20 protein-coding genes, 1 pseudogene and 1 riboswitch are annotated in these 23,464 nt (G+C 66.9%); of the genes and pseudogenes, 13 read left to right on the top strand and 8 right to left on the bottom strand.

The window, feature by feature from the left end:
* Nucleotides 1–6: 6 nt before the first annotated feature.
* Nucleotides 7–1,278 (bottom strand): MFS transporter, encoded by a 1,272-nt coding sequence (locus tag AC5RWU_RS09120; RefSeq protein ID WP_494029733.1) that lies wholly within the window; start codon nucleotides 1,276–1,278, stop codon nucleotides 7–9.
* Between the two features lie 162 nt (nucleotides 1,279–1,440).
* Here AC5RWU_RS09120 and AC5RWU_RS09115 point away from each other — a divergent pair, with 162 nt between their 5' ends.
* From AC5RWU_RS09115 to AC5RWU_RS09100, 4 genes are all read left to right on the top strand, one after another.
* Entirely contained in the window at nucleotides 1,441–2,490 is a 1,050-nt protein-coding gene (locus tag AC5RWU_RS09115; RefSeq protein ID WP_494029734.1) for a hypothetical protein, read from the top strand.
* 131 nt (nucleotides 2,491–2,621) lie between these two features.
* Nucleotides 2,622–3,806, top strand: coding sequence for a thermonuclease family protein (locus tag AC5RWU_RS09110; RefSeq protein WP_494029735.1), 1,185 nt, complete (start codon nucleotides 2,622–2,624; stop codon nucleotides 3,804–3,806).
* A 300-nt stretch (nucleotides 3,807–4,106) separates the two neighbouring features.
* Nucleotides 4,107–5,063: a TIGR03885 family FMN-dependent LLM class oxidoreductase gene (locus tag AC5RWU_RS09105; RefSeq protein WP_494029736.1), complete on the top strand. Its 957-nt coding sequence runs from the start codon at nucleotides 4,107–4,109 to the stop codon at nucleotides 5,061–5,063.
* Between the two features lie 53 nt (nucleotides 5,064–5,116).
* Nucleotides 5,117–5,278 (top strand): hypothetical protein, encoded by a 162-nt coding sequence (locus tag AC5RWU_RS09100; protein WP_494029737.1) that lies wholly within the window; start codon nucleotides 5,117–5,119, stop codon nucleotides 5,276–5,278.
* On the opposite strand, the gene AC5RWU_RS09095 is transcribed toward AC5RWU_RS09100, so the two are convergent.
* A complete protein-coding gene (locus AC5RWU_RS09095; RefSeq protein ID WP_494036960.1) occupies nucleotides 5,275–6,762 on the bottom strand; it encodes a DUF4389 domain-containing protein in 1,488 nt (495 codons plus the stop codon). The genes AC5RWU_RS09100 and AC5RWU_RS09095 overlap by 4 nt on opposite strands.
* 135 nt (nucleotides 6,763–6,897) lie before the next feature.
* Between AC5RWU_RS09095 and AC5RWU_RS09090 the strand changes: the two are divergent.
* Nucleotides 6,898–8,358, top strand: a pseudogene (locus AC5RWU_RS09090) (alpha-amylase family glycosyl hydrolase).
* Here AC5RWU_RS09090 and AC5RWU_RS09085 read toward each other — a convergent pair.
* Nucleotides 8,321–9,532 carry a multidrug effflux MFS transporter gene (locus AC5RWU_RS09085; protein ID WP_494029739.1) on the bottom strand — a complete coding sequence of 404 codons (1,212 nt, stop codon included), beginning with the start codon at nucleotides 9,530–9,532 and terminating at the stop codon, nucleotides 8,321–8,323. The pseudogene AC5RWU_RS09090 and the gene AC5RWU_RS09085 overlap by 38 nt on opposite strands.
* Before the next feature lie 78 nt (nucleotides 9,533–9,610).
* Here AC5RWU_RS09085 and AC5RWU_RS09080 point away from each other — a divergent pair, with 78 nt between their 5' ends.
* Nucleotides 9,611–10,072, top strand: a complete 462-nt coding sequence (locus AC5RWU_RS09080; RefSeq protein WP_494029740.1) for a MarR family winged helix-turn-helix transcriptional regulator — start codon at nucleotides 9,611–9,613, stop codon at nucleotides 10,070–10,072.
* Here AC5RWU_RS09080 and AC5RWU_RS09075 read toward each other — a convergent pair.
* Nucleotides 10,047–10,820 carry a hypothetical protein gene (locus AC5RWU_RS09075; protein ID WP_494029741.1) on the bottom strand — a complete coding sequence of 258 codons (774 nt, stop codon included), beginning with the start codon at nucleotides 10,818–10,820 and terminating at the stop codon, nucleotides 10,047–10,049. The genes AC5RWU_RS09080 and AC5RWU_RS09075 overlap by 26 nt on opposite strands.
* 154 nt (nucleotides 10,821–10,974) lie before the next feature.
* Nucleotides 10,975–11,080, top strand: a riboswitch (glycine riboswitch).
* Nucleotides 11,081–11,460: 380 nt separating this feature from the next.
* Between AC5RWU_RS09075 and cycA the strand changes: the two genes are divergently transcribed.
* Nucleotides 11,461–12,957, top strand: coding sequence for a D-serine/D-alanine/glycine transporter (gene cycA, locus AC5RWU_RS09070; protein WP_494029742.1), 1,497 nt, complete (start codon nucleotides 11,461–11,463; stop codon nucleotides 12,955–12,957).
* Between the two features lie 41 nt (nucleotides 12,958–12,998).
* On the opposite strand, the gene AC5RWU_RS09065 is transcribed toward cycA, so the two are convergent.
* Together AC5RWU_RS09065 and AC5RWU_RS09060 are read right to left on the bottom strand one after the other, a co-directional pair.
* On the bottom strand, nucleotides 12,999–13,820 hold the full coding sequence (locus tag AC5RWU_RS09065; protein ID WP_494029743.1) for an SGNH/GDSL hydrolase family protein: 822 nt from the start codon (nucleotides 13,818–13,820) through the stop codon (nucleotides 12,999–13,001).
* 61 nt (nucleotides 13,821–13,881) lie between these two features.
* Nucleotides 13,882–15,198 carry an AI-2E family transporter gene (locus tag AC5RWU_RS09060; RefSeq protein WP_494029744.1) on the bottom strand — a complete coding sequence of 439 codons (1,317 nt, stop codon included), beginning with the start codon at nucleotides 15,196–15,198 and terminating at the stop codon, nucleotides 13,882–13,884.
* A 22-nt stretch (nucleotides 15,199–15,220) separates the two neighbouring features.
* On the opposite strand from AC5RWU_RS09060, the gene AC5RWU_RS09055 reads away from it, so the two are divergent.
* Nucleotides 15,221–16,078, top strand: a complete 858-nt coding sequence (locus tag AC5RWU_RS09055; protein ID WP_494029745.1) for an SDR family oxidoreductase — start codon at nucleotides 15,221–15,223, stop codon at nucleotides 16,076–16,078.
* A gap of 13 nt (nucleotides 16,079–16,091) precedes the next feature.
* Here the strand turns inward: AC5RWU_RS09055 and AC5RWU_RS09050 are convergent, their stop codons facing one another.
* The gene (locus AC5RWU_RS09050) at nucleotides 16,092–16,514 is read right to left on the bottom strand and encodes a VOC family protein (protein ID WP_494029746.1); all 423 of its coding nucleotides are present in this window, start codon (nucleotides 16,512–16,514) and stop codon (nucleotides 16,092–16,094) included.
* Nucleotides 16,515–16,558: 44 nt separating this feature from the next.
* Here AC5RWU_RS09050 and AC5RWU_RS09045 point away from each other — a divergent pair, with 44 nt between their 5' ends.
* Nucleotides 16,559–17,908, top strand: a complete 1,350-nt coding sequence (locus AC5RWU_RS09045) for a phenylacetate--CoA ligase family protein (protein ID WP_494029747.1) — start codon at nucleotides 16,559–16,561, stop codon at nucleotides 17,906–17,908.
* A gap of 133 nt (nucleotides 17,909–18,041) precedes the next feature.
* Here AC5RWU_RS09045 and AC5RWU_RS09040 read toward each other — a convergent pair whose 3' ends face one another.
* Complete coding sequence (locus AC5RWU_RS09040; RefSeq protein ID WP_494029748.1) at nucleotides 18,042–19,409, bottom strand: MFS transporter; 1,368 nt, start codon at nucleotides 19,407–19,409, stop codon at nucleotides 18,042–18,044.
* 193 nt (nucleotides 19,410–19,602) lie between these two features.
* On the opposite strand from AC5RWU_RS09040, the gene AC5RWU_RS09035 reads away from it, so the two are divergent.
* From AC5RWU_RS09035 to AC5RWU_RS09020, 4 genes are all read left to right on the top strand, one after another.
* Nucleotides 19,603–20,295 carry an IclR family transcriptional regulator gene (locus AC5RWU_RS09035; RefSeq protein WP_494029749.1) on the top strand — a complete coding sequence of 231 codons (693 nt, stop codon included), beginning with the start codon at nucleotides 19,603–19,605 and terminating at the stop codon, nucleotides 20,293–20,295.
* Between the two features lie 175 nt (nucleotides 20,296–20,470).
* On the top strand, nucleotides 20,471–22,228 hold the full coding sequence (locus AC5RWU_RS09030) for a bifunctional 3-(3-hydroxy-phenyl)propionate/3-hydroxycinnamic acid hydroxylase (protein WP_494029750.1): 1,758 nt from the start codon (nucleotides 20,471–20,473) through the stop codon (nucleotides 22,226–22,228).
* 24 nt (nucleotides 22,229–22,252) lie between these two features.
* Nucleotides 22,253–23,113 carry an alpha/beta fold hydrolase gene (locus tag AC5RWU_RS09025; RefSeq protein ID WP_494036959.1) on the top strand — a complete coding sequence of 287 codons (861 nt, stop codon included), beginning with the start codon at nucleotides 22,253–22,255 and terminating at the stop codon, nucleotides 23,111–23,113.
* 28 nt (nucleotides 23,114–23,141) lie between these two features.
* On the top strand, nucleotides 23,142–23,464 hold a 323-nt coding region (locus AC5RWU_RS09020), incomplete at its 3' end, for a DODA-type extradiol aromatic ring-opening family dioxygenase (protein ID WP_494036958.1).

Genomic DNA, 23,464 nt, shown 5'->3' with positions numbered 1-23,464 from the left:
GAATGGCTAGGCCACGCCCTTGATCTTCACGACGAATACGGCACCGAGCAGGCCGATCACGGCCGAGATGACGAAGAGGATCCCGTAATCGAAGCGGGTGACGATGAACGCGGCGAGGACCGGAGCCGCCACCTGCGGCAGCGAATTGGCGATGTTGATGACGCCCAGGTCCTTGCCGCGGCTCAGCCCGGAAGGCAGCACCTCGGTGAGCAGAGCGAAGTCCACCGCCAGGTACGCGCCGTAGCCGATGCCGAGCACGGCCGCACCCACAATCGCGGCAGGAAAGGTCTGGAAGGTGGCCAGGATCAGGGCAGCGGTGGCGATGATCACCGAGGAACCGATGACGAACGGTTTGCGTTTGCCCGCCCGGTCGCTCAGCGGTCCCCCGATGACGGCTGTGACCATGACCATGGCCGCATAGATTCCGGTCAGCACCAGCACTCCCACTTCCGGCTCCGGATGCCCGACTGCGTCCTGCAGGAAAAAGAAGAGGTAGAGCGTGACGATGTTGGTGCCCAGGTTGACCAGGAACCGGGTCAGCCAGGCCCAGCCGAAGTCCGGGTAGCGCCGCGGTGAAATCCAGAAGCTTCGGGCGAAGGCAGGCAGCGAAAACGGTGCGCGCTCGGTTCGGTCCAGCGGCTCGTCCTGGCTGTGAAGAAGGTACGGAATCACACTGACCAGCAGGGCCACTGCGCAGATCATGTAGCCGACGACGAATCCGCCGGCGATGGCGCCGATGACCGCGCCGCAGACGATGCCCAGTGTCTGTCCCATAGCCGCCAGGCCACCGACCTGGCCGCGCTGCAGTCGCGGAACACGGTCCGGGATTGCCGCGAAAAGGGCCGCATAGGCTGCGTTGCAGCCGGCCTGCACACAGCACCAGAGCAGCACCATGACGGCAATGTTGGGCGCTCCGGAGAGTCCCAGCAGGGCCGCGAAGCCAAGGACGGCTCCGGCGGCGATCCACGGCACCCGGCGGCCGAACCGGCTGACGGTGCGGTCGCTGAGCGCTCCGAACAGCGGGTTGGCGATCAGCGAAACGGCCGCGCCGGAACCGGTGGCCAGGGCAAGGACCGCCTCCTTGTTGACGGCGTCGAAGGCCTGGGACTGCTGCGCCAGCAGCACCTGAAGCGGGGCGAAGAACGCGGCATTGATGCCCAGGTTCACCAGGACGACGCCGGTGATCCAGCGGGCGCGGACGTTAATGGTCGGTTCCGCGGCAGCGCCGGCCGTCGCCGGTCCGGACGCAGGGGTACCGGTGTTGTCGGACACGGTCATGGCCTCAAGATTCCTGGGAGTGCGGACAAGGTGCAGCAAGTGATGAGGAAAGTCTATGCCCGCCGGCGCCGTTCCCCTGCTGTTCGCCTGATGGTCCGATTCCCGTCGCCTTCGGCTCCTAACGTCACGTTGTTACCACCCCTTCCCCCTCGAGGAGACAGCATGCGCGCACGGCGCAAACCAGCAGCAGTTTCAGCTGCGGCTCTGATCGGAGCCGCGGTACTGGCGACAAGCATGGCCGCGGCTCCCGTCCAGGCCGCAGAAGATCCAGTCCGGGACCACGCCCTCAGCTTCGCCGTGATCGGTGACGTCCCCTACGGCGCTGCCGCCGTGGAGGCCTTCCCGTCCTACATCGACAGCCTCAACGCCGACGACGGCCTGGCGTTCATCGCGCACGTCGGCGACATCAAGAGCGGCTCCACCGAGTGCACCGATGAATACTTCCACCGGATCAAGGCGGATTTCGATACCCTGGAGCACCCGTTGGTCTACACGCCCGGCGACAACGAGTGGACCGACTGCCACCGCCCCAACAACGGCGGCTACAACCCGCTGGAGCGTCTGGACAAGATCCGAGAGGTGTTCTTCGCCGAACCCGGCAAGACGCTGGGACAGAACATGCCCGTCGACTCCCAGGCGGGGCTCGGCTTCCCGGAGAACGTCGACTTCGACAAACAGCGCATCGCCTTCACCGCGGTGCACGTCGTGGGAAGCAACAACTCCACGGCGCCCTGGACGGGCAACACCGCCGCAACCGAAGAGCAGGCGGCCGAAGCCGAAGCACGCACGGAGGCCGCGGTCCAGCAGCTGCGGGAGACCTTCGGCGACGCCCGCCAGCGGAACAGCCGTGCCGTCGTCGTTCTGACCCAGGCGGACATGTTCGATCCCACCGTGGCCAACCCCGATCCGGCCAATTACAGCGCCTTTACGCCGATTGTGGAAACCCTCCTCGAGGAAGCTAACCGCTTCGACGGACCGGTCTACCTGTTCGACGGCGACAGCCATGTCTACAACGAGGACAAGCCGCTGGCCGAGGGCTCCAAGTGGCTGGACTTCTACGGACTGGACCGGAGCGCGGACAACCTGACCCGCGTCACGGTGGACGGTTCCGCCAATGCCGACAACTGGCTCAAGGTCACCGTCAGCCCGAACGGCCAGGCCGCCAAGGATGCGGAAGTCCTGAGCTGGACCAAGGTGCCTGCAGGGCAGTAGTCCGCCCGCACTGACAGCTGCTGCCGGTCCCCCGATTCATTCATTCGGATGACCCGGGCAATAATGTCGTGTGTGGCCCGTACGCTGGTGCGGGCCACACCACATTAGCTTGCAGTTCAGTTGGGGAATTCATGAATATCACTGATGCCGGGGCGCACAATCCGTCGCCGGCCAATCCGCGCCGCCGTTCGAAGACCCGCAGGGCATGGATCACGATGAGCGCCATAGTCGCGCTGACCGTCGCATCCTGCGGGACGGGTGCGGAAGCCGAGGCCAAGGACGGCACGGTCACCAGGATCATCGACGGCGACACGCTCGAGATCAGCTACAACTCCACTGTGGAAACGATCCGGCTGCTGAACATCGATACGCCGGAGACCAAGGATCCCGACGAACCCGTCCAGTGCCTTGGGCCGGAAGCGACCGAATACCTCGAGGGAACCCTGCCGCCGGGAACGAAGGTGAAGCTGGCGTTCGACGACCAGCGCACCGACCAGTACGGCCGGACGCTGGCGGCCGTCTTCACTGAGCAGGGCACCCTCATTAACGCCGAGATCGCGCGGCAGGGCCTGGGCGTTCCGGCCGTCTTCGACGGCAATGACAGGTTCCTGCCCGAAGTTGAAGCTGCGCATGCCGAAGCGGTCACCGCCCAGATTGGGCTGTACGACGAAACCATAAGCTGTACTGCACCCGGCCAGGTGGCCGCGGTGATCAGCGCTCTGGAAGCAGCCACAACGGCCCCCGTGGGAACCACAGCAGCCGCAGGCGCGGCCACCGCAGCAGCACTCGCGGCCGCGATCACCGCAGCCCAAGTGCTCGAGTCGGCTGCCAAGGCACCGGTGAAGGCCAGCGAGAAATTTGTGTGGGGCGCGCTTGCCGCGACAGCCGCTGCCACCAAGATCTCCAGCATGGGCGATGCCATCTCGAAGGCAAAAGCTCGGGAAAGCGAGGTCAACGCGGAGGTCACGCGCCTGACGGCGGTCGAGGCAGAAGCCGCGGCCGCAGCCCAGGCTGAAGCGGAACGGGCGGCAGAGGCGGAACGGGTGGAAGCCGCAAAGCGTGCCGAAGCCGAACGGGTAGAGGCCGAACGCATTGCTGCCCAGCAGGCGGCGGCCGCGGAAGCCGAACGCATCAGGAATCTTCCGCTGGCTCCCGCACCTAAGCCCTACATCCCGCCAGCACCGGCGCCGGCTCCCGCACCTGCGCCCAGACCTGCGCCCTACGTTGCTCCCGATCCGGCGCCGGCCAATCCGTATCCCGGCTACACCGGGCCTCGCTGCTATGCGCCCGGCGGCAAAACCTGGCGCCCCTGCTAGCGGCTGACCTTTCAGCAATCTGTACCGCTGCGTAAAAAGTGATTGCACTGCTATCAGTGCAATCACTTTTTTGCGTGGGAGATGGTTCGCGGCTCCGGCTGCCAAGAAGAAGCTGCGGCAGCTACAGGACGTTCAGCAGCCCCGCGCCGACGCTGGCCACCATGCCGATAATGAGCAGCCAGACCAGGGGCATCTGCAGTTTGCGCATATGTTTCATAGTCCCTCCATGGTAAGCCAGGCCCCGTTGCCGGAGTTGCCGGACCCTCGACAGCCCCTGCCGCGCGTGCTAGACACATAGCCATGGCCGTCATCGGATTCCACGCCTCCCACGAACAGATCCCGCCGGGCCAGCTGCTGGCCGATGTGCAGCTCGCCGAGCAGGCCGGCTTCCAGGCCGCCATGTGCTCGGACCACTTCGAGCCCTGGTCGCAGCGGCAGGGCCATTCCGGTTTTGCCTGGGCCTGGCTGGGAGCCGCGCTGGCCACCACCAAGCTGCCTTTCGGCGTCGTCAATGCTCCCGGCCAGCGCTACCACCCGGCGATCATCGCCCAGGCCGCAGGCACCCTTTCCTCCATGTTTCCCGACCGGTTCTGGCTGGCCGTCGGCAGCGGCGAAAATTTGAATGAGCACATCACGGGGGATCCGTGGCCGGACAAGGAGGACCGCCAGCTCCGGCTGGAGGAATCCGTGGACATTATCCGCAGGTTGCTCGACGGCGAGGAGGTCAGCCACCGCGGCAGAGTCACCGTGTACGGCGCGCGCCTGTGGGACGTGCCGGACACCAAACCTCCGCTGATAGCGCCGGCCCTCAGTGTTGAAACCGCCGCGCGCTCCGCCAACTGGGCGGACGGCCTGATTACGGTCAACCAGCCGCAAGAGCATCTTCGGGACATGCTCGATGCCTATCGCGGGAACGGCGGACGCGGCAAGGCTATCCTGCAGATCCACCTCTCCTGGGCGCCCACGAACACCGAGGCGATGGCGATCGCACATGACCAGTGGCGGACCAATGTTTTCCCGCCGCCCGTGTCCTCGGACCTTCCCACCGTGGCTCATTTCGACGCCGCCGGACAGCATGTGGGCCCGGAACAGGTGCGGGAGGCAACCTTGGTCTCGCATGACCTCACGCGGCACGCGCACTGGCTGCACGAATACCTCAACCTGGGCTTCGACGAGCTTTACCTGCACTTCGTCGGGCAGGAGCAGAAGCCGTTCATCGAGGCCTTCGCGGAAAAGGTGCTGCCGGAGTTCCGCTGACCTGCGACGCGCTAGGCTTGTCAGGCAGGACCGCAAAGCGGAAGGAAGATGCCGTGGCAGCCAAGGACAACGGAACCGGGAAACGCCGGGCGGCGGACAGCAAGGTGCGCAGCCGGAACAGGTACGCGGCCTTTGCGCTCCGCAGCCGGCGCTGGGTCCTGATCGGACTGGTCTTGGCGGCCGCCGTCGCGGGTCTGGTCAGCCAGCTCCGCTAGGCCTGCGCCTTCCTCCGGTTAACGGCCACGCAGATCACGACGACGGCGGCGGCGCCCAACACCAGCGCGACCCCGCCGGCCACCAACAGCACGACGCCCAGGACCGGCAGCCACGGCAGCAGCACGCCGACGTCGCCGGTGACCGTCACCCCGGGTGAGGCATCCGCGTTCATCACCACCAGCGCCCAGTCGCCGCTGGCCGGCGTCCACTGCAGCTGCTGTGTTCCGGTGCCGCTGGTCCGGCTGTCCCAGAACGTCTCCGTGGCCGGCGGGCCGGGCGCTCGGGAGCCCGGCAGTTCCTGGACATCCGTGCCGTCTCCTGAAGTGTCAACAACCCGCGCCCGGGCCACATCATCCAGGTACGCCGTGACCTCGTCCCGGGGCGCCAGGCCGACGAACAGCTCCTGCTGAGGATCCGCTGCCGAAACACGCAGCCGGAGCTGCCCGACAAGACCGGTGAGGCTGTCATCCCGGCCATTCGTCTGGATCCGGATCTCGTCGAACACAATCGCGTGTCCCGCTGACGAAACGGAGACCCTGTCGGATGTCAGGAAGCCACCCTGGCGCTGGCTGCTGTCCACGGCGAGCGCGCCGGCGCCGGCACCTGCAGCGGCCAGCCCGCCCAGGGCCAGCAGGACGGAGAGCACCAGCGCGGCCACCCAGCCTGGCGTCCACGGCCCGGTAGCCGCCGGCGGTGCGGCACCCGGAGGCGTACCGCCGTCGTACCTGGCAGGTTCCTCCGGACCCTGGTCGAGGCGGAACGGCGGGTACCGGTCGGTCATCAGCGCCGCGTATCCGGCCACGCGCAGCGCCCAGCGGTGCAGTCCCAACAGGAAGTCATAGATGCCTTTCGGATAGACAGCGGTGAACAGCAACCAGACCGCCGCGATCAGGACCAGCGCTCCGACCAGCGAGAGGCCGCCGCGGACGCCCGTCCAGCCATCGCCCAGCCAGCCATCACCCGTCCAGTCGCTGCCCACGCCGGTGCCGCCCATCCAGTCGCCGCGGTTCCACGCCCCCGCTGCCCAGGCTCCGGTGGCGTAGACGGCGCCGAGGACCAGATAGTGCGGAATGGCCAGCAGCCACCACTTGACCAGCACCAGCCCGCGCGAGATCCGCTCCGGATAGTCGACGTCGAAATGCGCGGGATAGTCCGGGACCTCGGCCAGAGTGAAGGGCGGGTACCGGTCGGTGCCCAGCACGCCGTAAGAGTAGTACGCCACCCGCCAGTGCCAGCGCAGCACGCCCACACTGAAGTCGAACAGCGGCCGCGGATAGTGCGCCGTGAAGAGGATGGCGAAGAAGGCGATGACCGTGACAACGGCGAACCCCAGCCACAGGAGCAGCAGCACCACCAGGTGCGGAATCACCAGCAGCCATTTCACCAGCCACAGCCACTGGTTGGGACCGGGTGCCGGGGACGCCACCACCCGCACGGGATAAGTACCGGCGGGATAGTTGTCAGCGGGACAATTCACGGCCATATGGTCACCTCGAACGGGCTGGGTGCTTTCACGATATCGCCGCCCAGGAGTGACGGGCAACGCGGCAGGCCGCGCGCCGCCCTCGGACGTTCCCACCCTTGCCCGCCCCGCCGCCGGCGTGCTAGACACGGGGGCATGCGGCTCACGGACACCTCGGACCTGTGGTGGAAGAACGCGGTCGTCTATTGCCTGCATGTGGAGACCTTCTTCGATTCCGACGGCGACGGCATCGGGGGACATCACCGGGCTGGCCGAGCGCGTGGACTATCTGGCGGACCTGGGCGTCACCTGCCTCTGGCTGATGCCCTTCTATCCGACGTGGTCTTCCCGGACCAGGAGGACTCCATCTGGACCCTCGATGAGAAAACCGGGGAGTGGTACCTGCACCACTTCTACAGCACCAGTCGGACCTGAACGTCGCCAACCCGAAGGTGCAGGACGAGGTCGCCAAGGCCATGGACTACTGGCTGCAGGTGGGTCTGGACGGCTTCCGCGCGGACGCGGTCCCGTATTTCCTGGCCACCACCGGCCAGGACGGCACCGCGCTGGAGGAATTCGCCGACCCGCACGCCTACCTGCGCGCGCTGCGCAGCTTCCTGGGCCGCCGCAAGGCGACGCGATCCTGCTGGGTGAGGTGAACCTGCCGTTCAAGGAACAGGTGAAATTCTTCGGCGGCAAGGACAGCGACGAACTCACCATGATGTTCGATTTCATCGCCATGCAGAACCTTTACCTCTCCCTGGCCAGGTCCGACGCCGGCCCCCTCGCCAAGGCGCTGACCGGCCGCCCGACGCTGGACACGTCGTCCCAGCGGGCCACGTTCGTGCGCAATCACGACGAACTCACACCGGACAAGCTCACCGAGGACGAACGCCGGGAGGTCTTCGCCGCGTTCGGCCAGGTCTTCGGCCGCGGCCTCAAGCGCTGCCTGCCGCCCATGCTCGACGGCGACCCCCGCCGCATCCGGATGGTCTACTCGCTGCTGTTCTCGCTGCCGGCACTCCGGTGCTCTACTACGGCGAGGAGATCGGCATGGGCGAGGACCTCGAGGCCGACGGCAGGATGGCGGTCCGGACCCCGATGCAGTGGACCGGCGAGGAGAACGGCGGCTTCTCCACCGCCGGCGCGCGACACTTGGTCTCCCCCGTGGTCGGAGGCGGCTACGGCCCGGAGCATGTGAACGTTGCCGATGCCAAACGCGATCCGGACTCGCTGCTGACGTTCATGCAGCTGCTCATCCGCCGCTACCGCGAGTGCCCCGAGCTGGGCTGGGGCCGCTTCGAACTGCTGGAGCAGCCGGCCCGGCAGGTGCTCGCGCACCGCTGCAGTTGGAAATCCTTCAGCATCGTCGCACTGCACAATCTGGGCGGAGAAGCGCTGACCGTGCCGCTGGCCTTAACGGACGACGCCGGCAACCCGCCCGCCGCGGGCACCGTCCTAGTGGATCTGCTCCAGGACGGCAGGACCGAGCTCAAACCGGATGGGTCGGCGGACCTGGCCTTGGACGCCTACGGCTACCGGTGGCTGCGCGTCCAACGCCCCGGGAGCGCCGGCAGCCCTAGCGGAGGAATTTTGTGCGGTCGCGCGTGCATATGAGCGCGGCCAGGGCCAGGGAGGCGGAAGCCACCATGACCAGGGCCAGCGGCAGCGCGGAGTGGTCCCCAGCCAGTCCCACCAGCGGAGACACAAGCGCCCCGAACAGGAACTGCGTTCCGCCCAAGGCGGCCGAGCCGCTGCCGGCGACATGGCGCACCTCGGCAAGCGCCAGGCTGGTGGTGTTGCCCATGATGAAGCCGATGCTGGCGACGGCGCAGAAGATCGGAATGGCGAACAGCAGCGGCGGAGCGTCCACCAGGACCATGATCAGCAGCGCGAGGGCCATTCCCAGCATCGTGGGAACCGCGGCACGGACCATGCGCCGCGGCCCGACCCGGTGGGCCAGCCGGGCGGAGATGGCGCCGCAGGTGATGAGCCCGAATGCGTTGACGCCGAACATGATCCCGTACTGCACCGGGCTCAGCCCCATCATGGTCTGGTAGACGAACGGCGAGGACGAGATATAGCTCATCAACACCCCAAAGCTGCAGGCGAACAGCAGCACGTAGCCGACGAACCGCCGTTCCCTGAACACGCGCAGCAGCGGCCCAAGGCCGGTTCCGGTTCCGCGCCGGTGCGGCGGGTGTGTTTCACGTACTCCGGCCAGAATGCCGGCCAGCATCAGTAAGAACAGGCCCGCGAGCGTCCACAGCACCCCGCGCCAGCCCAGCGATTCGACCAGCAGGCTGCCAACGAACGGCGCGATGACCGGGGCGATGCCGCTGACCGTCATCATGAGGCTGAAGATCCGGGCGGAGGCGGCGCCGGCGGCGAGGTCGGAGACGACGGCGCGGGCTATGACCACGCCGGCCGCGGCGCTGAAGCCCTGCACCAAGCGCGCCGCCACGAGCAGGGAAAGGGTCGGAGCCACCGCCGCGCCAATGGAGGCCAGCACGCATACCGCGGAGCCGATGATCAGCGGCCGCACCCGGCCAAAGCGGTCCGAGAGCGTCCCAAAGCAGAGCTGCCCGAATGCAATGCCGACCATGAAGGCGGTCAGGGTCAGCTGGACCCCCGTGGCATCCGTGGCCAGGTCCGTCTTGATCAGCGGGAATGCCGGCAAGTAGAGGTCTGTGGCAAAGGGCCCGGTGGCGGACAGCAGCGCCAGTACCAGCAGCAGAGGCGTGGTGATCGGCTTGCCTGTCCTTGTGGCAGATCCAGTGGCAAGGGCCAAGGCGCGCCGCCTTCCGACTATGCAAAAGTAATTATTGAGACATAACTACTTTTCCATATTCCGCGTATGCTTCCAAGAGTGAGCGTCCAGCATTCCACACCAGATGCAGCGCATGACGACGACGACAAAGCCGATCTGGTCAACCTCATCTTCGATCTGGCCCGGGAACTACGCGCCAGGGCTGAGGAGATTTCGGGAGCCACCCCCCTGACGCCGGCCGAAGCCACCGTCATGCGGCATATCGCCGCCGAGCCGGGCATCCATCCGGCCGCTCTGGCCGCACGGACCCGCATGCAGCGGAGCAATCTGAGCAACACCTTGAACTCACTGGCCCGCAAGGGGTTCACCGACAAACGCCCAAGCCCCTCGGATGCGCGCTGCATCGAGCTCTTTGCCACCGAACTGGCGCTGCGGAACATGGCGGCATTCCGCCGGGCACGCGCCCGCCTGCTCCGCGATGCCATCGGCACTGCCACACCCGACCTGGACGCGGCCATGGAGGCACTGCGGATTATCAGGGACGGCTTGGCCGGGCGTTGACGACGACGGGCCGCACGTCGTCCCGGATCACGCCCAGCCGCACCAGCGCCCCGGTGGCGGCAGCTTCGAACGCGTCCCGGTCGACCGTTCCGTTGACCACTTCCACTCCTGCGGGCAGCAGGCCTTCCGGCGGCTCGGAATTGAGGATGATCAGCGCCTCTTTGGCCCCGATCGACTCAGCCTGCCGGATGGCGCTGTGCACCACCGGCCCGGACGCGGCATGGTGGAACTTCACCTCCACCGGCAACCGGCCGCCGTCGAGCCTGGTGATCAGCAGATCCGCGCCCTGCTGCTCCGGGCGGTCCGGCTGGTCAACGCGGAAGCCGTGCCTGCGGCCCAGCCGGTCCAGGCGCTCGTAGGCGAGCAGGGTCTGGTCCACCTCCGGCGGGATGTCGACGGCCAGGCCGTCGCCGCGGGCGGATCCGACGGCGTCGCGCACCAGGGACAGCGGCTGGTTCCGGACGTCGTCGACTACCTGCTGGACGAACATCCTCTTAATCTGCAGCGGCGAAAGCGCCAGCGCATCCGCGCCGATGGCCAGCACTTGCTGGCCGGAGACCGCAATGTAGAGCAGCACCGCGCCCGCTGCGATCAGCAGGGGCACGCCGCCCACGTTGGTCCCGGGCATGAAGACGCCGGCCAGTCCGGGGACGGTCAGCGCCAGGCCAAGCAGTCCGAGCGCCCAGCGCTGCCACCGCAGCAAGGATTTCCCGCCGAACGAGGCCGGAGGATTCCTCTTCTCCACCATGTTCTCCATGTTGCACCCGATTTCCCGCGCGATGGATGCCGAGACTGTCCTTCGAGCGTAGTCCCAAAAACTCCGCTTGCCCATGCCCCGGCAGTTCCGGTACAGTTGTGACTCGGGTCACTCAGGTGATCCGCAATCCAACTGAATATGCCTCTGATCCGCCGCGGGAGAGTCCTGCCGATTCCACCAATCGATCAGCAGGCGCCGTAGGAGCAACTCCTCCCCAGGAATCTCTCAGGCCCCTGTACCGCCGCGGATAGGCACCTCTGGAAAGCGGCCGGCTGTCAGCCGGCCCACCGACGGGGCAAGCGCACCGCAGTTGCGCGGAAACTCTCAGGTCCATGACAGAGCGGGGAGGAACCCAATCCACTGCGGCGCACCCGTGCGCCGCTGACCACCGGAGTTCCTCATGACGGCCCGCAGTCGCTGCTCCCCGATCCTTCTCCTGCCCGCCGGGCATCCACCGGCCATCGGCACCTAGCCGATCGCTAACAGCAATGCCCCGCGCCTAGCCTTTCCCGCCCGGGCAGCACAGCTGCGTCCGGCGAACTCCAGCGCCCAGTGCGCACCTCAACCGCACATCGGCCACACCGTTGTGGCCACCGTGCCGGCACAACCCGTCACCAGCCAAAGGACCACCATGTCTGAAACCACCAAGGCCCCGGACGCCGCCCCTGTCGGCGCCGGCGTCGCCCATTCCGAGGAAGCGCATCTTTCCCGTTCCCTCTCCAACCGCCACATCCAGCTGCTGGCCATCGGCGGCGCCATTGGCACCGGCCTGTTTATGGGTTCCGGCAAGACCATCTCGCTGGCCGGTCCGTCGGTCATCTTCGTTTACATGATCATCGGCTTCATGCTCTTCTTCGTCATGCGGGCGATGGGCGAGCTGCTGCTCTCCAACCTCAAGTACAAGTCCTTCAGCGACTTCGCGGGCGACCTGCTGGGGCCCTGGGCCGGGTTCTTCACCGGCTGGACGTACTGGTTCTGCTGGATCGTCACCGGCATCGCGGACGTGATCGCCATTGCCGGCTACGTCACCTTCTGGTGGGGCGACGCGCCGCTGTGGATCCCGGCGCTGGCCGCAATCGTGGTGCTGCTCGCGCTGAACCTGCCTACCGTGAAGGCCTTCGGTGAAACCGAATTCTGGTTCGCCCTGATCAAGATCGTCGCCATCGTGACGCTGATCGTCGTCGGCCTGGTCATGGTCTTCACCAACTTCACCTCCCCGGACGGCAACTCCGCCTCCTTCGCCAACCTGTGGAACGACGGCGGCATGTTCCCGACCGGCCCGATGGGCTTCGTCGCCGGCTTCCAGATCGCCGTGTTCGCCTTCGTAGGCATCGAACTGGTCGGCACGGCCGCCGCCGAGACCAAGGACCCGGAGAAGAACCTGCCGCGCGCGGTCAACTCCATCCCGATCCGCGTGATGCTGTTCTACGTGGTCGCCCTGACGGTAATCATCTCCGTGACCCCGTGGCGCGAGATCACCGCGGACAAGAGCCCCTTCGTCACCATGTTCACACTGGCCGGCCTGGCCATCGCCGCCGGCGTGATCAACTTCGTCGTGCTGACCTCCGCCACCTCCTCGGCCAACTCCGGCATTTACTCCACCTCCCGCATGGTGTTCGGCCTGGCGCACGACGGCGATGCGCCCCGCCGCTTCGGCCAGCTGAACCGCCGCCGGGTCCCCGCTAACGCACTGGTCTTCTCCTGCTCCTTCCTGCTGGCCGGCGTCGTGCTGCTCTACGCGGGCAAGTCCATCATCGAGGCCTTCACCGTGGTCACCACGATCTCCGCGCTGCTGTTCATGTTCGTCTGGACCATCATCCTGGTCAGCTACATCGTCTACCGGAAGCGCCGCCCGCACCTGCATGCGGCCTCCAAGTTCAAGATGCCCGGCGGTGTCGCGATGTGCTACGTGGTGCTTGCCTTCTTCGGCTTCCTGCTCTGGGCCCTGACCCAAGAAGCGGATACGCTGCAGGCCCTGCTGGTTACCCCGCTCTGGTTCGTTGGCCTGGGTGCCTTCTACTGGTTCGTCCGCAAGACGCCGCTGCACCAGGCCCGCCGTGCCGAGCACGCGGCCGAGGTCTCCTCGGACAAGACCGCCGCCAAGGAGTACTTCGCCGCGGCGAAGTAACCTCGGCAGTACCGTGAAGCACCCCGGAGGCCCGGGAACTCTCAGGGTTCCCGGGCCTCCGCCGCGTCCAGCAGGCGCTCCCGGGCCAGCGTCTTGAGCCCGTCAGCCGGCTTGATCGGCACCGGCCAGCGCGGGCTGAGCGTGTCCCCGAGCGTAATGCCGCGGATCCGCCGGCCGAACATCGGCAGCACCCATTCGCGCATCCATTCGCGCTCCATGGCCGCCCACTGCCGGACCGTCCGCTTGGTGTCCCAGGGTTCAAAGGGTTTGAGCTTGATCTTGTGGTCCACGCCAAGGACGCGCAGCACCTGCGCGGCCATGTACTTGTGCCCGGCCTTGGACATGTGCAGCCGGTCCGCGTCCCACATGCGCGGATCGTGGTAGGCGTCGAAACACCAGAAGTCCACCAGCAGCGCGTCGTACTTGCGGGCGATCCGGCGCACGGCCTCGTTGTACCGCCAGTTGCGGCGCTTCATCGGCTCCAGCATCGGATGCAACTGCACGTCGTAGCCGGTGAACAGCAGCAGCTGCGCACCGGTTTCCGCCAGCCGGGCCACCAAGGCCTCGTACTGGTCCATCAGGCCGTCCAAGTCCTTGCGGAATTCGAGGATGTCGTTGCCGCCGGCATAGAGGCTGACCAGCGTAGGCTTCATCGCAATCGCCGGTTCAAGCTGGTCTTCGATGATCTGGTGCAGCCGTTTGCTGCGGATCGCCAGATTGGCGTACTCCCAGTCCGGATCCTGCCGGCTCAGCTGCTTGGCCACCCGGTCCGCCCAGCCGCGCACGCCGTTGGGCAGGCGCGGTTCCCAGTCACCTACGCCCTCCGTGAATGAATCGCCCAGTGCAACAAACCGCCCTGCCACTTAGCCCACGCTAGTCCAAAATGGACGACGAAGGGCAAACTTCCGGTGAACTCGCACCCGGCTATCCGGCCTGTGCTCCATCCGCCTCCGCCGGCGCCGCCTCGGGGAGCCGGCCGGACCGTTTCTCCTCCGGCGTTTCCCGGCCCGTCCAGACCTGGACGATCGCCCAAGCCACCGCCGTGAACGGCACGGCCAGGATCGCCCCCACGATCCCGCCCAGGACGGTGCCCGCGGTCAGGGCCAGCAGGATCACCAGACCGTGCAGGCTCAGTGAACGTCCCATCAGCACCGGCTGCAGGAAGTTGCCCTCCAGCTGGTTCACCACGACGACGACGGCGACAACGATCAGCGCGATCACAGGCCCGTTCGCCACCAGTGCCACCAGCGCGGCCAGGATTCCGGCCACCGTCGCGCCCACCATAGGAATGAAGCCGGTGATGAATACGACGACGGCCAGCGGCAGCGCGAGCGGCACCTGCAGGACCAGCAAGGCTGTACCGATGGCAATCGCATCCACCGCGGCTACGGTGGCGGTGCCCCGCATGTACCCGCCCAGCACCTCCACCGTCCGGGTTCCGGACCGGCGCCACCGCGGCTTGTTCCGGGGGCTGACCCAGCTCAGGAAGAAGCTCCAGATCCTGTCTCCGTCCTTGAGGAAAAAGAACAGGACCACAGCCAGCAGGACCAGTCCGGTCAGGAACTGGCTGGCCGCCGACAGGCCTGACAGCGCGCCGGCACGGAACTGGCTGCTGGTCACGAAGTTCACGACGGCGTCGACCGCCTCATTGATCTGCTGCTGGTCGATCGGGATGGGTCCGTTTTCGATGAAGCTCTGCAGCTGGCCGAAGCCTTCGGTGGCCGAAGTAGCCAGTTCACCCCATTCGCTGCGCACGGCGAAGACGATCGCGGTGACCACGCCGCCGAGGACCACTCCCACGCCCAGGAACGCGACCCAGGCTGCCATCATGGCGGACATGTTCCGGCGCAGCAGCCGGATCAGCGGGGCCATCGCCGAGGCGATGATCAGTGCAATCAGCAGCGGAATCACCACCAACTGGACCTGCAGCAGAGCGTAGACGGAGATGAACACCAGGGCCAGAACCAGCAGGACCTGCGCGGCGCGTGCCCCGGCCCTGCCCAGCCCGTCCGCCCAGAGACCACGGGTTGTGGCTTCAGCCTGCTGTATTTCCGCCGCTCTGGCCGCTTCGGCCGTGCTGGCGGTTTCTGCTGTTTTGGCCGTTTCTGCTGTTCTGGCCGTGCGCGCAATCAATCCCATCAGTGTCCCATCGTCGACCTGCGGTTCGACACCATCCTTGCATGCCGCACTGACATCGGCAGGGCGCACGGCAGTAGGCTGGCTGGCAGTACCGTTCTCCATGCTTCAGCCAAGGAGGTCCACAGTGAATACCGCGCTGCCCGAACTCGCCGTCACAGGCTCCACCGGCTACCTGGGCAGGCTGCTGGCCCGCCGGCTCGCCGATGCCTCGATTGCCCAGCGGCTGCTGGTGCGCGATGTCGGCCGGGCGCCGCAGCTCGAAGGTGCGGCGCCGGTGAGGTTCAGTTACGCGGATAAGGCCCTGGCGCTGTCTGCGCTGGAAGGCACCGATGTCCTGTTCATGGTCTCCGGCGCCGAGTCGGAGGACCGCCTGGCCCAGCACTTCACCTTCATCGACGCAGCCGCCGAGGCCGGCGTCCGGCACATCGTCTATACCTCCTTTTACGGAGCAGCCCCGGACGCCACTTTCACGCTGGCCCGGGACCACTACGCCACCGAAGAACATATCAAGGCCAGCGGGATGACCTACACCTTCCTGCGGGACAACTTCTACATCGACTTCCTGCCCTCGCTGGCCGGCGAGGACGGCGTCATCCGCGGCCCCGCTGGCGACGGCGCTGTCGCGGCGGTGACCCGCGAAGATATAGCCCGCGTGGCCGCCGTCGTACTCCAGGATTCTGCCGCGCATGCTAACGCGACCTACAGCCTGACCGGACCCGAGGCGCTCACGCTGGCCGAGGCCGCGCGGATCATCGGCGAGGAAAGCGGAACCGCGGTCAGCTACCATGCTGAGTCGGTGCCGGAGGCCTACGAGTCGCGGGCCGCCTACGGCGCGCCGGACTGGCAGCTGGACGCCTGGGTCAGCACCTACACGGCCATCGCCGCCGGGGAACTCGCCGGCGTGACGACGGCGGTCAGAGACCTGACCGGCAGGGAACCGATGTCTCTGCGGGACTACCTGCGCCAGCAGATCGACGAGTAGCCGGCGGCGCCGGCTACCGCGGATCACGGCGCAGCGGGTGGTCCGCCGGAACTTCCCCGATCACGATGCGCAGGCCGTCCGGGTCGCTGATCCACATCTCCAGCAGGCCCCACGGCTCCCGCCGGGGAGGCCGGACAATGGTCACGCCGACCTGCCGCAGCCGCTCGTACTCCGCCGCTACATCCCGGACCTGCAGCCACACGGCCGCGCCGCCGGCGGCGCCCTCGGTGGTGCTGCCGACTGAGCCACCGCCTGAGCCGCCGCCGCTGGAGCCGGAGACTTCAAGGAAACCGCCGCCCAGGAAGAACACCACGCCCGGATCCGCGCGGTTGCCGAACTCGCGGTACACCGCCAGACCCAGCTGGTCCCGGTAGAACCTCCGGCTGCGGGCCAGGTCGGAGAGACAGATCAGGATCCGGCTGCCCAGAATGTCCATGGACCGATCCTTTCACTGTCCGGGATCAAAGTTAGACTCGTGCAGTGACCACCCGGAATGATGTCACGGCCTCATGGGTAGCCCGGGATGCCCGGGCCACCGTACGGGCAGGGCCCGGGGCCATCCACCTCCGGCAGGCCGAACGCCTCCGGACCCTGGTCGCTTATGCCCGCTCCCGCTCCCGTTTCTACGGTGAGCAGTACCACGGCCTGCCGGCCGGCATCGCGGATCTGCAGCAGCTGCCGCCGACGGACAAGAAACAGCTGATGGCCCGGTTCGATGACTGGGTGACCGATCCCGAGGTCACCTTGCCGGCCGTGCGGTCCTTCGTGGCCGGTCCGGGTAATCTGGGCGCGGATTTCCTGGGCCGCTACGCCGTCTTCACCACGTCGGGCTCCACCGGCGTCCCCACGCTGCTGGTGCAGGACCGAAGTGCCCTGGCCGTCATGAATGGGCTGATGGTGGTCCGCTACCTTCGCGCGGTCCCCGCCGCCACGTGGGTCAGGGTCTTTGCCCGGGGCGGACGGCTGTCGGCAGTCTTCGCTTCCGGCGGCCATTTCCTCAGCGCCACCATGTTCGAGCGCCGGCTTCGCGCCAGGGCCTCCCGCCGCCGACAGGCCCGGTTCCTGTCCGTCCTGGACCCGCTGCCGCAGCTGGTGGAGCAGCTGAACGGGTTCCGGCCGGCCATCCTTTCGTCCTATGCGAGCGCGTTCGGTGTCCTGGCGGCCGAGCAGGAGGCCGGATGCCTGCGGATCCGTCCCGCACTGGTCTTCAGCGGCGGGGAACCGCTACTGCCCGGCACGCGTCAGCGCGTCGAGGCGGCTTTCGGTGCACCGCTCACGGAGACGTACAGCGCCTCCGAGGCGCTGCCACTGGCGTTGCCGTGCCGCCGGGGCCGACAGCACGTCAATGCCGACTGGTACATTCTGGAGCCCGTCGATGAAGCAAGGCGGCCGGTCCCGCCCGGCCGCCGCTCAGCGTCAGCCCTGGTGACCAACCTTGCGAATTTCGTCCAGCCGCTCATCCGCTACGAGCTCGGCGACAGCATCACGATCGGGGCGCAGCCCTGCCCCTGCGGCAGCCCCCTGCCCACCGTCGAGGTCGAAGGACGCACCGACGACGTCCTGAAGCTGCCAAGTCCCGGCGCCGGCTGGGTGGAGTTGCTGCCGATGGCGCTGGCTACGGTGGTGGAAGAGACGCCGGGCGTGCACCGCTTCCAGGTGCTGCAGACCGCCCCGGCCGCCCTCACAGTCCGGCTGGAACCGGGCCCGGACGCGGCGCTCAGTGATGTCTGGGGCAGGGTTTCCGGCCGCCTCCGCGGCTACCTGGACCAGCAAGGCCTGCCGGCGTGGCCCTCGACCTGTCGCCGGACCCGCCGGCCGCGAACCCGGTGAGCGGAAAACTCCGCCATATTATCTGTGCCGTGCTGCACCGGACCGGCCGGTAGACGCAACGGTGAGGGCCGCCATCGGACACGGTGATTCCGACGGCGGCCCTCACCAAAAGCGGGCGATGCGGAACCTGCCCTTAGCGGACCCCGGCCGGTTCCGCCTCAGCTGAATCCGCTTCGGCGGCGGCGCGGCGGCCGCCGGTTTCCTTGGCCCGCAGGAAGGCGATGCCGCTGATGAGGCACAGTGCGCCGAAGAAGACCGCCAGCAAGGTAGTGGATCCGCCGCCGGCAGCCAGCAGCGAGCTGGCGATCAGCGGGGCGAAGCCGGCGCCGAGCGTGGTGGCGAGCTGGTAGGACAGCGAAAGGCCGGTGTAGCGGGTGCGGGTGCTGAACATTTCGCCGATCCATGCGCCCATCGGACCGTACATCAGGGCCTGGACCAGCGGATTGCCGATGATGAAGCCGACCAGCAGCAGGAATGTGGAGCCGTTCTCGATCAGGGCGAACATCGGCCAGATGCCGATGATGCCGGCGGCGGCGCCGGCCACCATGACGGGGCGCCGGCCGAGCCTGTCGGACAGCAGTGCCGCCGCCGGGATGGTGAGGATGTGGAGGGCGTTCGCGATGGTGAGCATCATCAGGGCGTCGGAGCGTTCGTGGCCGACGTTGACCGCGTAGGTCAGCGCGAACGTGGCCAGCAGGGACTGCATGAACAGCGGGGCCAGGCCGCCGACAACGGACAGCGCCACGGCCTTGGGGTAGCGGCGCAGCACCTCGAGGAGGGGCGCGCCCGCGTGGCCCTTGTCTTCGGCCTTGGCCTTCTCGAAGTCCGGGGATTCAGTCACCCGGTAGCGCAGGAACAGGCCGACGATGAGCAGGACGAGCGAGAGCAGGAACGGGACGCGCCAGCCCCAGGTCATGAAGTCCTCTTCGGGCAGGGCGGCGAACATGCCCAGCACCAGGGTGGCCAGCACCGCGCCGGAGGGCCCGCCGGAGACTGCGATGGAGGCTCCGAAGCCGCGCCGGGTCGGCGCGGAATGCTCCATGGACATCAAAGCCGCGCCGGCCCATTCGCCGCCCATCGCGATGCCCTGGATCACGCGGAGGGTGACCAGCGCAATGGGTGCGGCGACACCGATCTGCGCAGCGGTGGGCAGCAGGCCCACGGCGATGGAGACGATGCCCATCATGGCCATGGTGATGATCAGCATCTTCTTGCGCCCCAGCCGGTCCCCGAAGTGGCCGAAGATGATGCCGCCCAGTGGCCGCGCGACATAGCCGGCGGCCAGCGTCACATAGGAGAGCGCCAGTGCCAGAGCCGGATCCACGCCGGTAAAGAACAGTGCCGGGAAGACCAGGCTGGCGGCAGTGCCGTAGAGCAGGAAATCGTACATTTCCAACGACGAACCGACGTAGCTGGAAAGCATCGCCAAGCGGCTGGCCTTAGCGTCCTGAGCTGTCCGGGCAGGGGTGCGCCCCGCGCTGTTGCTGTGTGTCTGGGTCATCGAAACTCCGTTGCTTTGGCAGGACGGTGAGGTCCGGCCTGCGAAATGCGCTTGTGTAACTAACGCTCATATGTGAGCGATAACAGATATAAGGGTGATGGGCATCACCGGTTAAGTCAAAACGGAACGTTCGGTCTGTTGACTGAAGGCAGGTGTCCGCGCCCGGAGCATCGGGATCACTAGGATGTTCCGTGTGGCATCTAACGAATCAGCTTCACGCACGGCCGGCTCCCAGACCCTTGCCCGCGGCCTCGCGGCACTCAAAGCGGTCGCCGATGCCAGTGACGGCCTGACGATCCAGGAGGTCGCCGACCGGCTCGGCGTCCACCGCACTATTGCCTACCGGGTCCTGAACACGCTCAGCGACGAGAAGCTGATCCACCGCTCGGCGGACAACCGCTACCGCGGGTCAGCTGGACTATTGACGCTTTCGACGGCGGCTTATTCGGCTATGCGCGCAGCGGCCCTTCCCGTCCTGAGCGACGTGGCCAATGAGCTGCGGTCCACGCTGTCCCTGCTGGTCAAGGAGGGTCCGGATGCGGTGGCGCTTGCCGTCGTCGAACCCCGAATGGCGGCCTATCACGTTTCCTTCGCCCAAGGCAGCCGGCATCCGGTGGATCGCGGAGCGGCCGGGCATGCCATCCAGGCCTGGTATCCGCCGTCGGACGCCGACACCGATGCCGTGCGCGAGGCGCGCGCCAAGGGCTACGCCATCACCTACGGAGAAGTTGAGCCGAACATGTACGGCCTTGCCGCTCCAATCCGGGGTGAAGCATTGGAAGTGCCTGCCTGCATCAACCTGATCACCACCCGCAAGGAACTCGCAGAGGGAGCCGGGCCGGCCATCATCGCCGCGGCCGAGCGAATCTCCAGCCGCTTGGCCTGACCACTCCGGCTCCGAGGCCTGGCCACAGGCCTCCGTCACCTGCACCACCTCGCCCCGTGGCGTTTGACACATACCCTGCGCCCATGCTGTGATGTTTGCCATTGAAGTGCAAATACCGCCTTAATAAGTGCGATATCTACACAAGGCCAACCCTTCAAGAATGCAGAAAGCAGTCATGAACAACGTCGCAGACCTCAATGCCCCCGTTGACGCCGAAACCGAGGTCCTGGTGGTCGGCGCCGGCCCCGTCGGACTGATGCTCTCCAACCTGCTGGGCATGTACGGCCGGGACGTTATGCTGCTGGAGCAACTCCCGCAACTGATCGACTACCCCCGCGGCGTCGGGATCGACGATGAGTCCCTGCGTTCAGTCCAGACCATCGGCCTGACCGAAGAGGTCCTGCCCCACACCACACCGCAGCACATCATGCGCCTGGTCAACGGCCGCGGCAAGATCATCATGACCAATGAGCCCAAGGCGGACGAGTTCGGCTGGCCGCGCAAGAACGGCTTCGTCCAGCCTTTGGTGGACCAGGCCCTCTGTGACGGACTGTCCCGGTTCGCCAGCGTCAGCGTCCACTTCAGCCACAAGGTCGTAAGCGTCGATGAAACGGCCGACGGCCTCATTGCCACCGTGGAGTTCGACAACGCGGGCACCACCGAAACCAAGCGCATCCGCGCCCAGTACCTGGTCGGTTGCGAAGGCGGCAAGTCCCCCACCCGCAAGCGCCTTGGCGTCAGCTTCGAGGGCCAGTCGCCCTCCACCCGCTGGCTGGTGGTTGACGTGAACAACGACCCGCTGGGCACTCCCAACGTCTTCCTGGGCGCCGACCCGAAGCGCCCCTACGTGTCCATCGGCCTGGCGCACGCTGTCCGGCGCTGGGAATTCATGATCTTCGACCATGAGACGGACGAAGAGGTCACCGACAAGAAGTTCATCCACAAACTGCTCCAGGACCATGTCCCGGATCCCGCCAGCCTGAACGTCATCCGAGAACGTGTCTTCACCCACCACGGCCGGATCGCCGGCTCCTTCCGCAAGGGCCGCCAGATCATCGCCGGCGACGCCGCCCACCTGATGCCCGTGTGGATGGGACAGGGTTGGAACTCCGGCGTGCGTGACGCCACCAACCTCGCGTGGAAACTGGCCACCATCCTGCGCGGCCAGGCCAGCGACGCCCTGCTGGATACCTACGATGTGGAACGGCGCGACCATGCCAAGGCCATGATCGACCTGTCGCTTACCCTCGGGGCCATCATCAAGCCGACCAACCCTGTGGTCGTCGGCGCCCGCGACAGCATCGCCGCCGCCCTGAACCTGTTCCCGCAGGTGAAGTCCTACTTCTCCGACATGCGGTTCAAGCCGATGCCGCGCTACGCCGAAGGTGTGGTGGTGGATCCAACCGAGTCCACCCCCGGCAAGGCCGCCGCCAGGCTGACCAGCCGGCTCATCCCGACGCTGACCGCCAACAACCGTACTTCCCCGGTGGGCGTCCAGTTCATCCAGCCGCGGGTGAACACCAAAGACGCCGTCAATCTGCCCTTGGACGATGCCATGGGCAAGTGGTGGACCGTGCTCGCCTGGGGCAATAACCCGAAGGGTATGTTCTCCGCCGAGGAGCTGGCCAAGCTCGAGGCGCTCGGGGCGACCTTCACCGCCGTCGTTCCGGAAACCCAGCGCGGCTGGGCGGAGGCCGAATATCCGAAGGACGTCATTGTTGTCGGCGACGTGACGGGCAAGCTCAAGAAGTGGTTCGACGACCGACCCACCCCGGTGCTGTTCATCCGGCCGGACCGCTTCATTGCCGGCGCCTGCCTGGCCCAGAACGCCGGGCGCACCCTCGAGGCGGTCCTGACGTCCATGTCCTTCATTCCCGGGGCAACGGCCACCGATACAGCAGCGACCGACGGCGCCCACGCCCTCGCCTCATAGGTTCAAATAAGGAGCAAGCAAAAGATGACCATCCAGATTCCTGATTACACGACCGATGCCTTCTTCGGCCTCGAGGACAAGTGGCTTGAGACCGCCGAGGGCGAACTGACCCACTACCACGAGCTGGGCGAGGGCACTCCGATCCTGTTCCTGCACGGCTCCGGCACGGGTGTGACCGCCGCGGCGAACTGGTGGCTGAACCTGCCGCAGATCGCCGAGCAGGGCCGCTGCATCGCGATCGACTCCATCGGCTACGGCCAGACCATCGTCGCCCCCGGCACCGAATACGGCATCAGGGAATGGGTCCGCCACGCGGTGCGCGTGCTCGACGCGCTGGGCATCGAGAAGACCTGGATCGTGGGCAACTCCATCGGCGGCTGGGTCGCCATGCAGTTCGCCATCGACTTCCCGGAGCGCCTGCTGGGCATCGTGTCCATGGGCACCGGCGGGGCCAAGAAGACCGCAGCCCTGTCCGGCCACTCCAAGCCGGAGCTGTCCGAGGCCGGCATCCGCCGCACGCTGGAGCAGTTCGTCGTCGACAAGTCCCTGGTCACCGACGAACTGGTCTCACTGCGCTACGCGGCCGCGCTGAACGACACCGCCTCGGACCGCCTGATCGAGGTTGTCACCGCCCGGGACCGGGACCGCGATGCGCTGCCGCTGGACTTCGAGGTGCTCTCCAGGCTTCAGATCCCGGTTCTGCTGATCCACGGTGTCCAGGACGTCGTGATCCCGGTCTCGCGCACCTGGGAACTGCTCAATGTCATCCCGACCGCCGACGCGCATATCTTCAGCCAGTGCGGCCACTGGTCCCAGGTCGAGCGCGCCGACGAGTTCAACGAGATCGTCAGGCAGTACCTCGCCGTCCACGGCGTGAGCCGCTGAACATCAGGATGATCAAAGGAGTGCAGCCATGAACCAGGCCCTGCTGTGCATGTCCCACAGTCCGCTGCTGGAACACACCAACCCGCCGGCCGAGGTGAAGGCCGCCGTCGAGGCCGCCTTCGAGGCGGCCCGCCGGTTCGCCCGGGACTTCAACCCGGACCTGGTGGTCAACTTCGGCCCGGACCACTACAACGGCTTCTTCTATGACCTGATGCCCCCGTTCTGCATCGGCTACGAGGCGGTGGGCACCGGCGACTACGACTCCTGGGAAGGACCAATCAACGTCCCGACCGGCATCGCCGAGGAGCTGGCCCAGTTCGTCATCGACCGGGACATCGACACCGCGATCTC

The sequence above is a fragment of the Arthrobacter sp. B0427-1-12 genome (assembly GCF_059092905.1).
The sequence above is the reverse complement of the archived record's forward strand: the minus strand, read 5'-3'. Positions and strand labels throughout refer to the sequence as shown.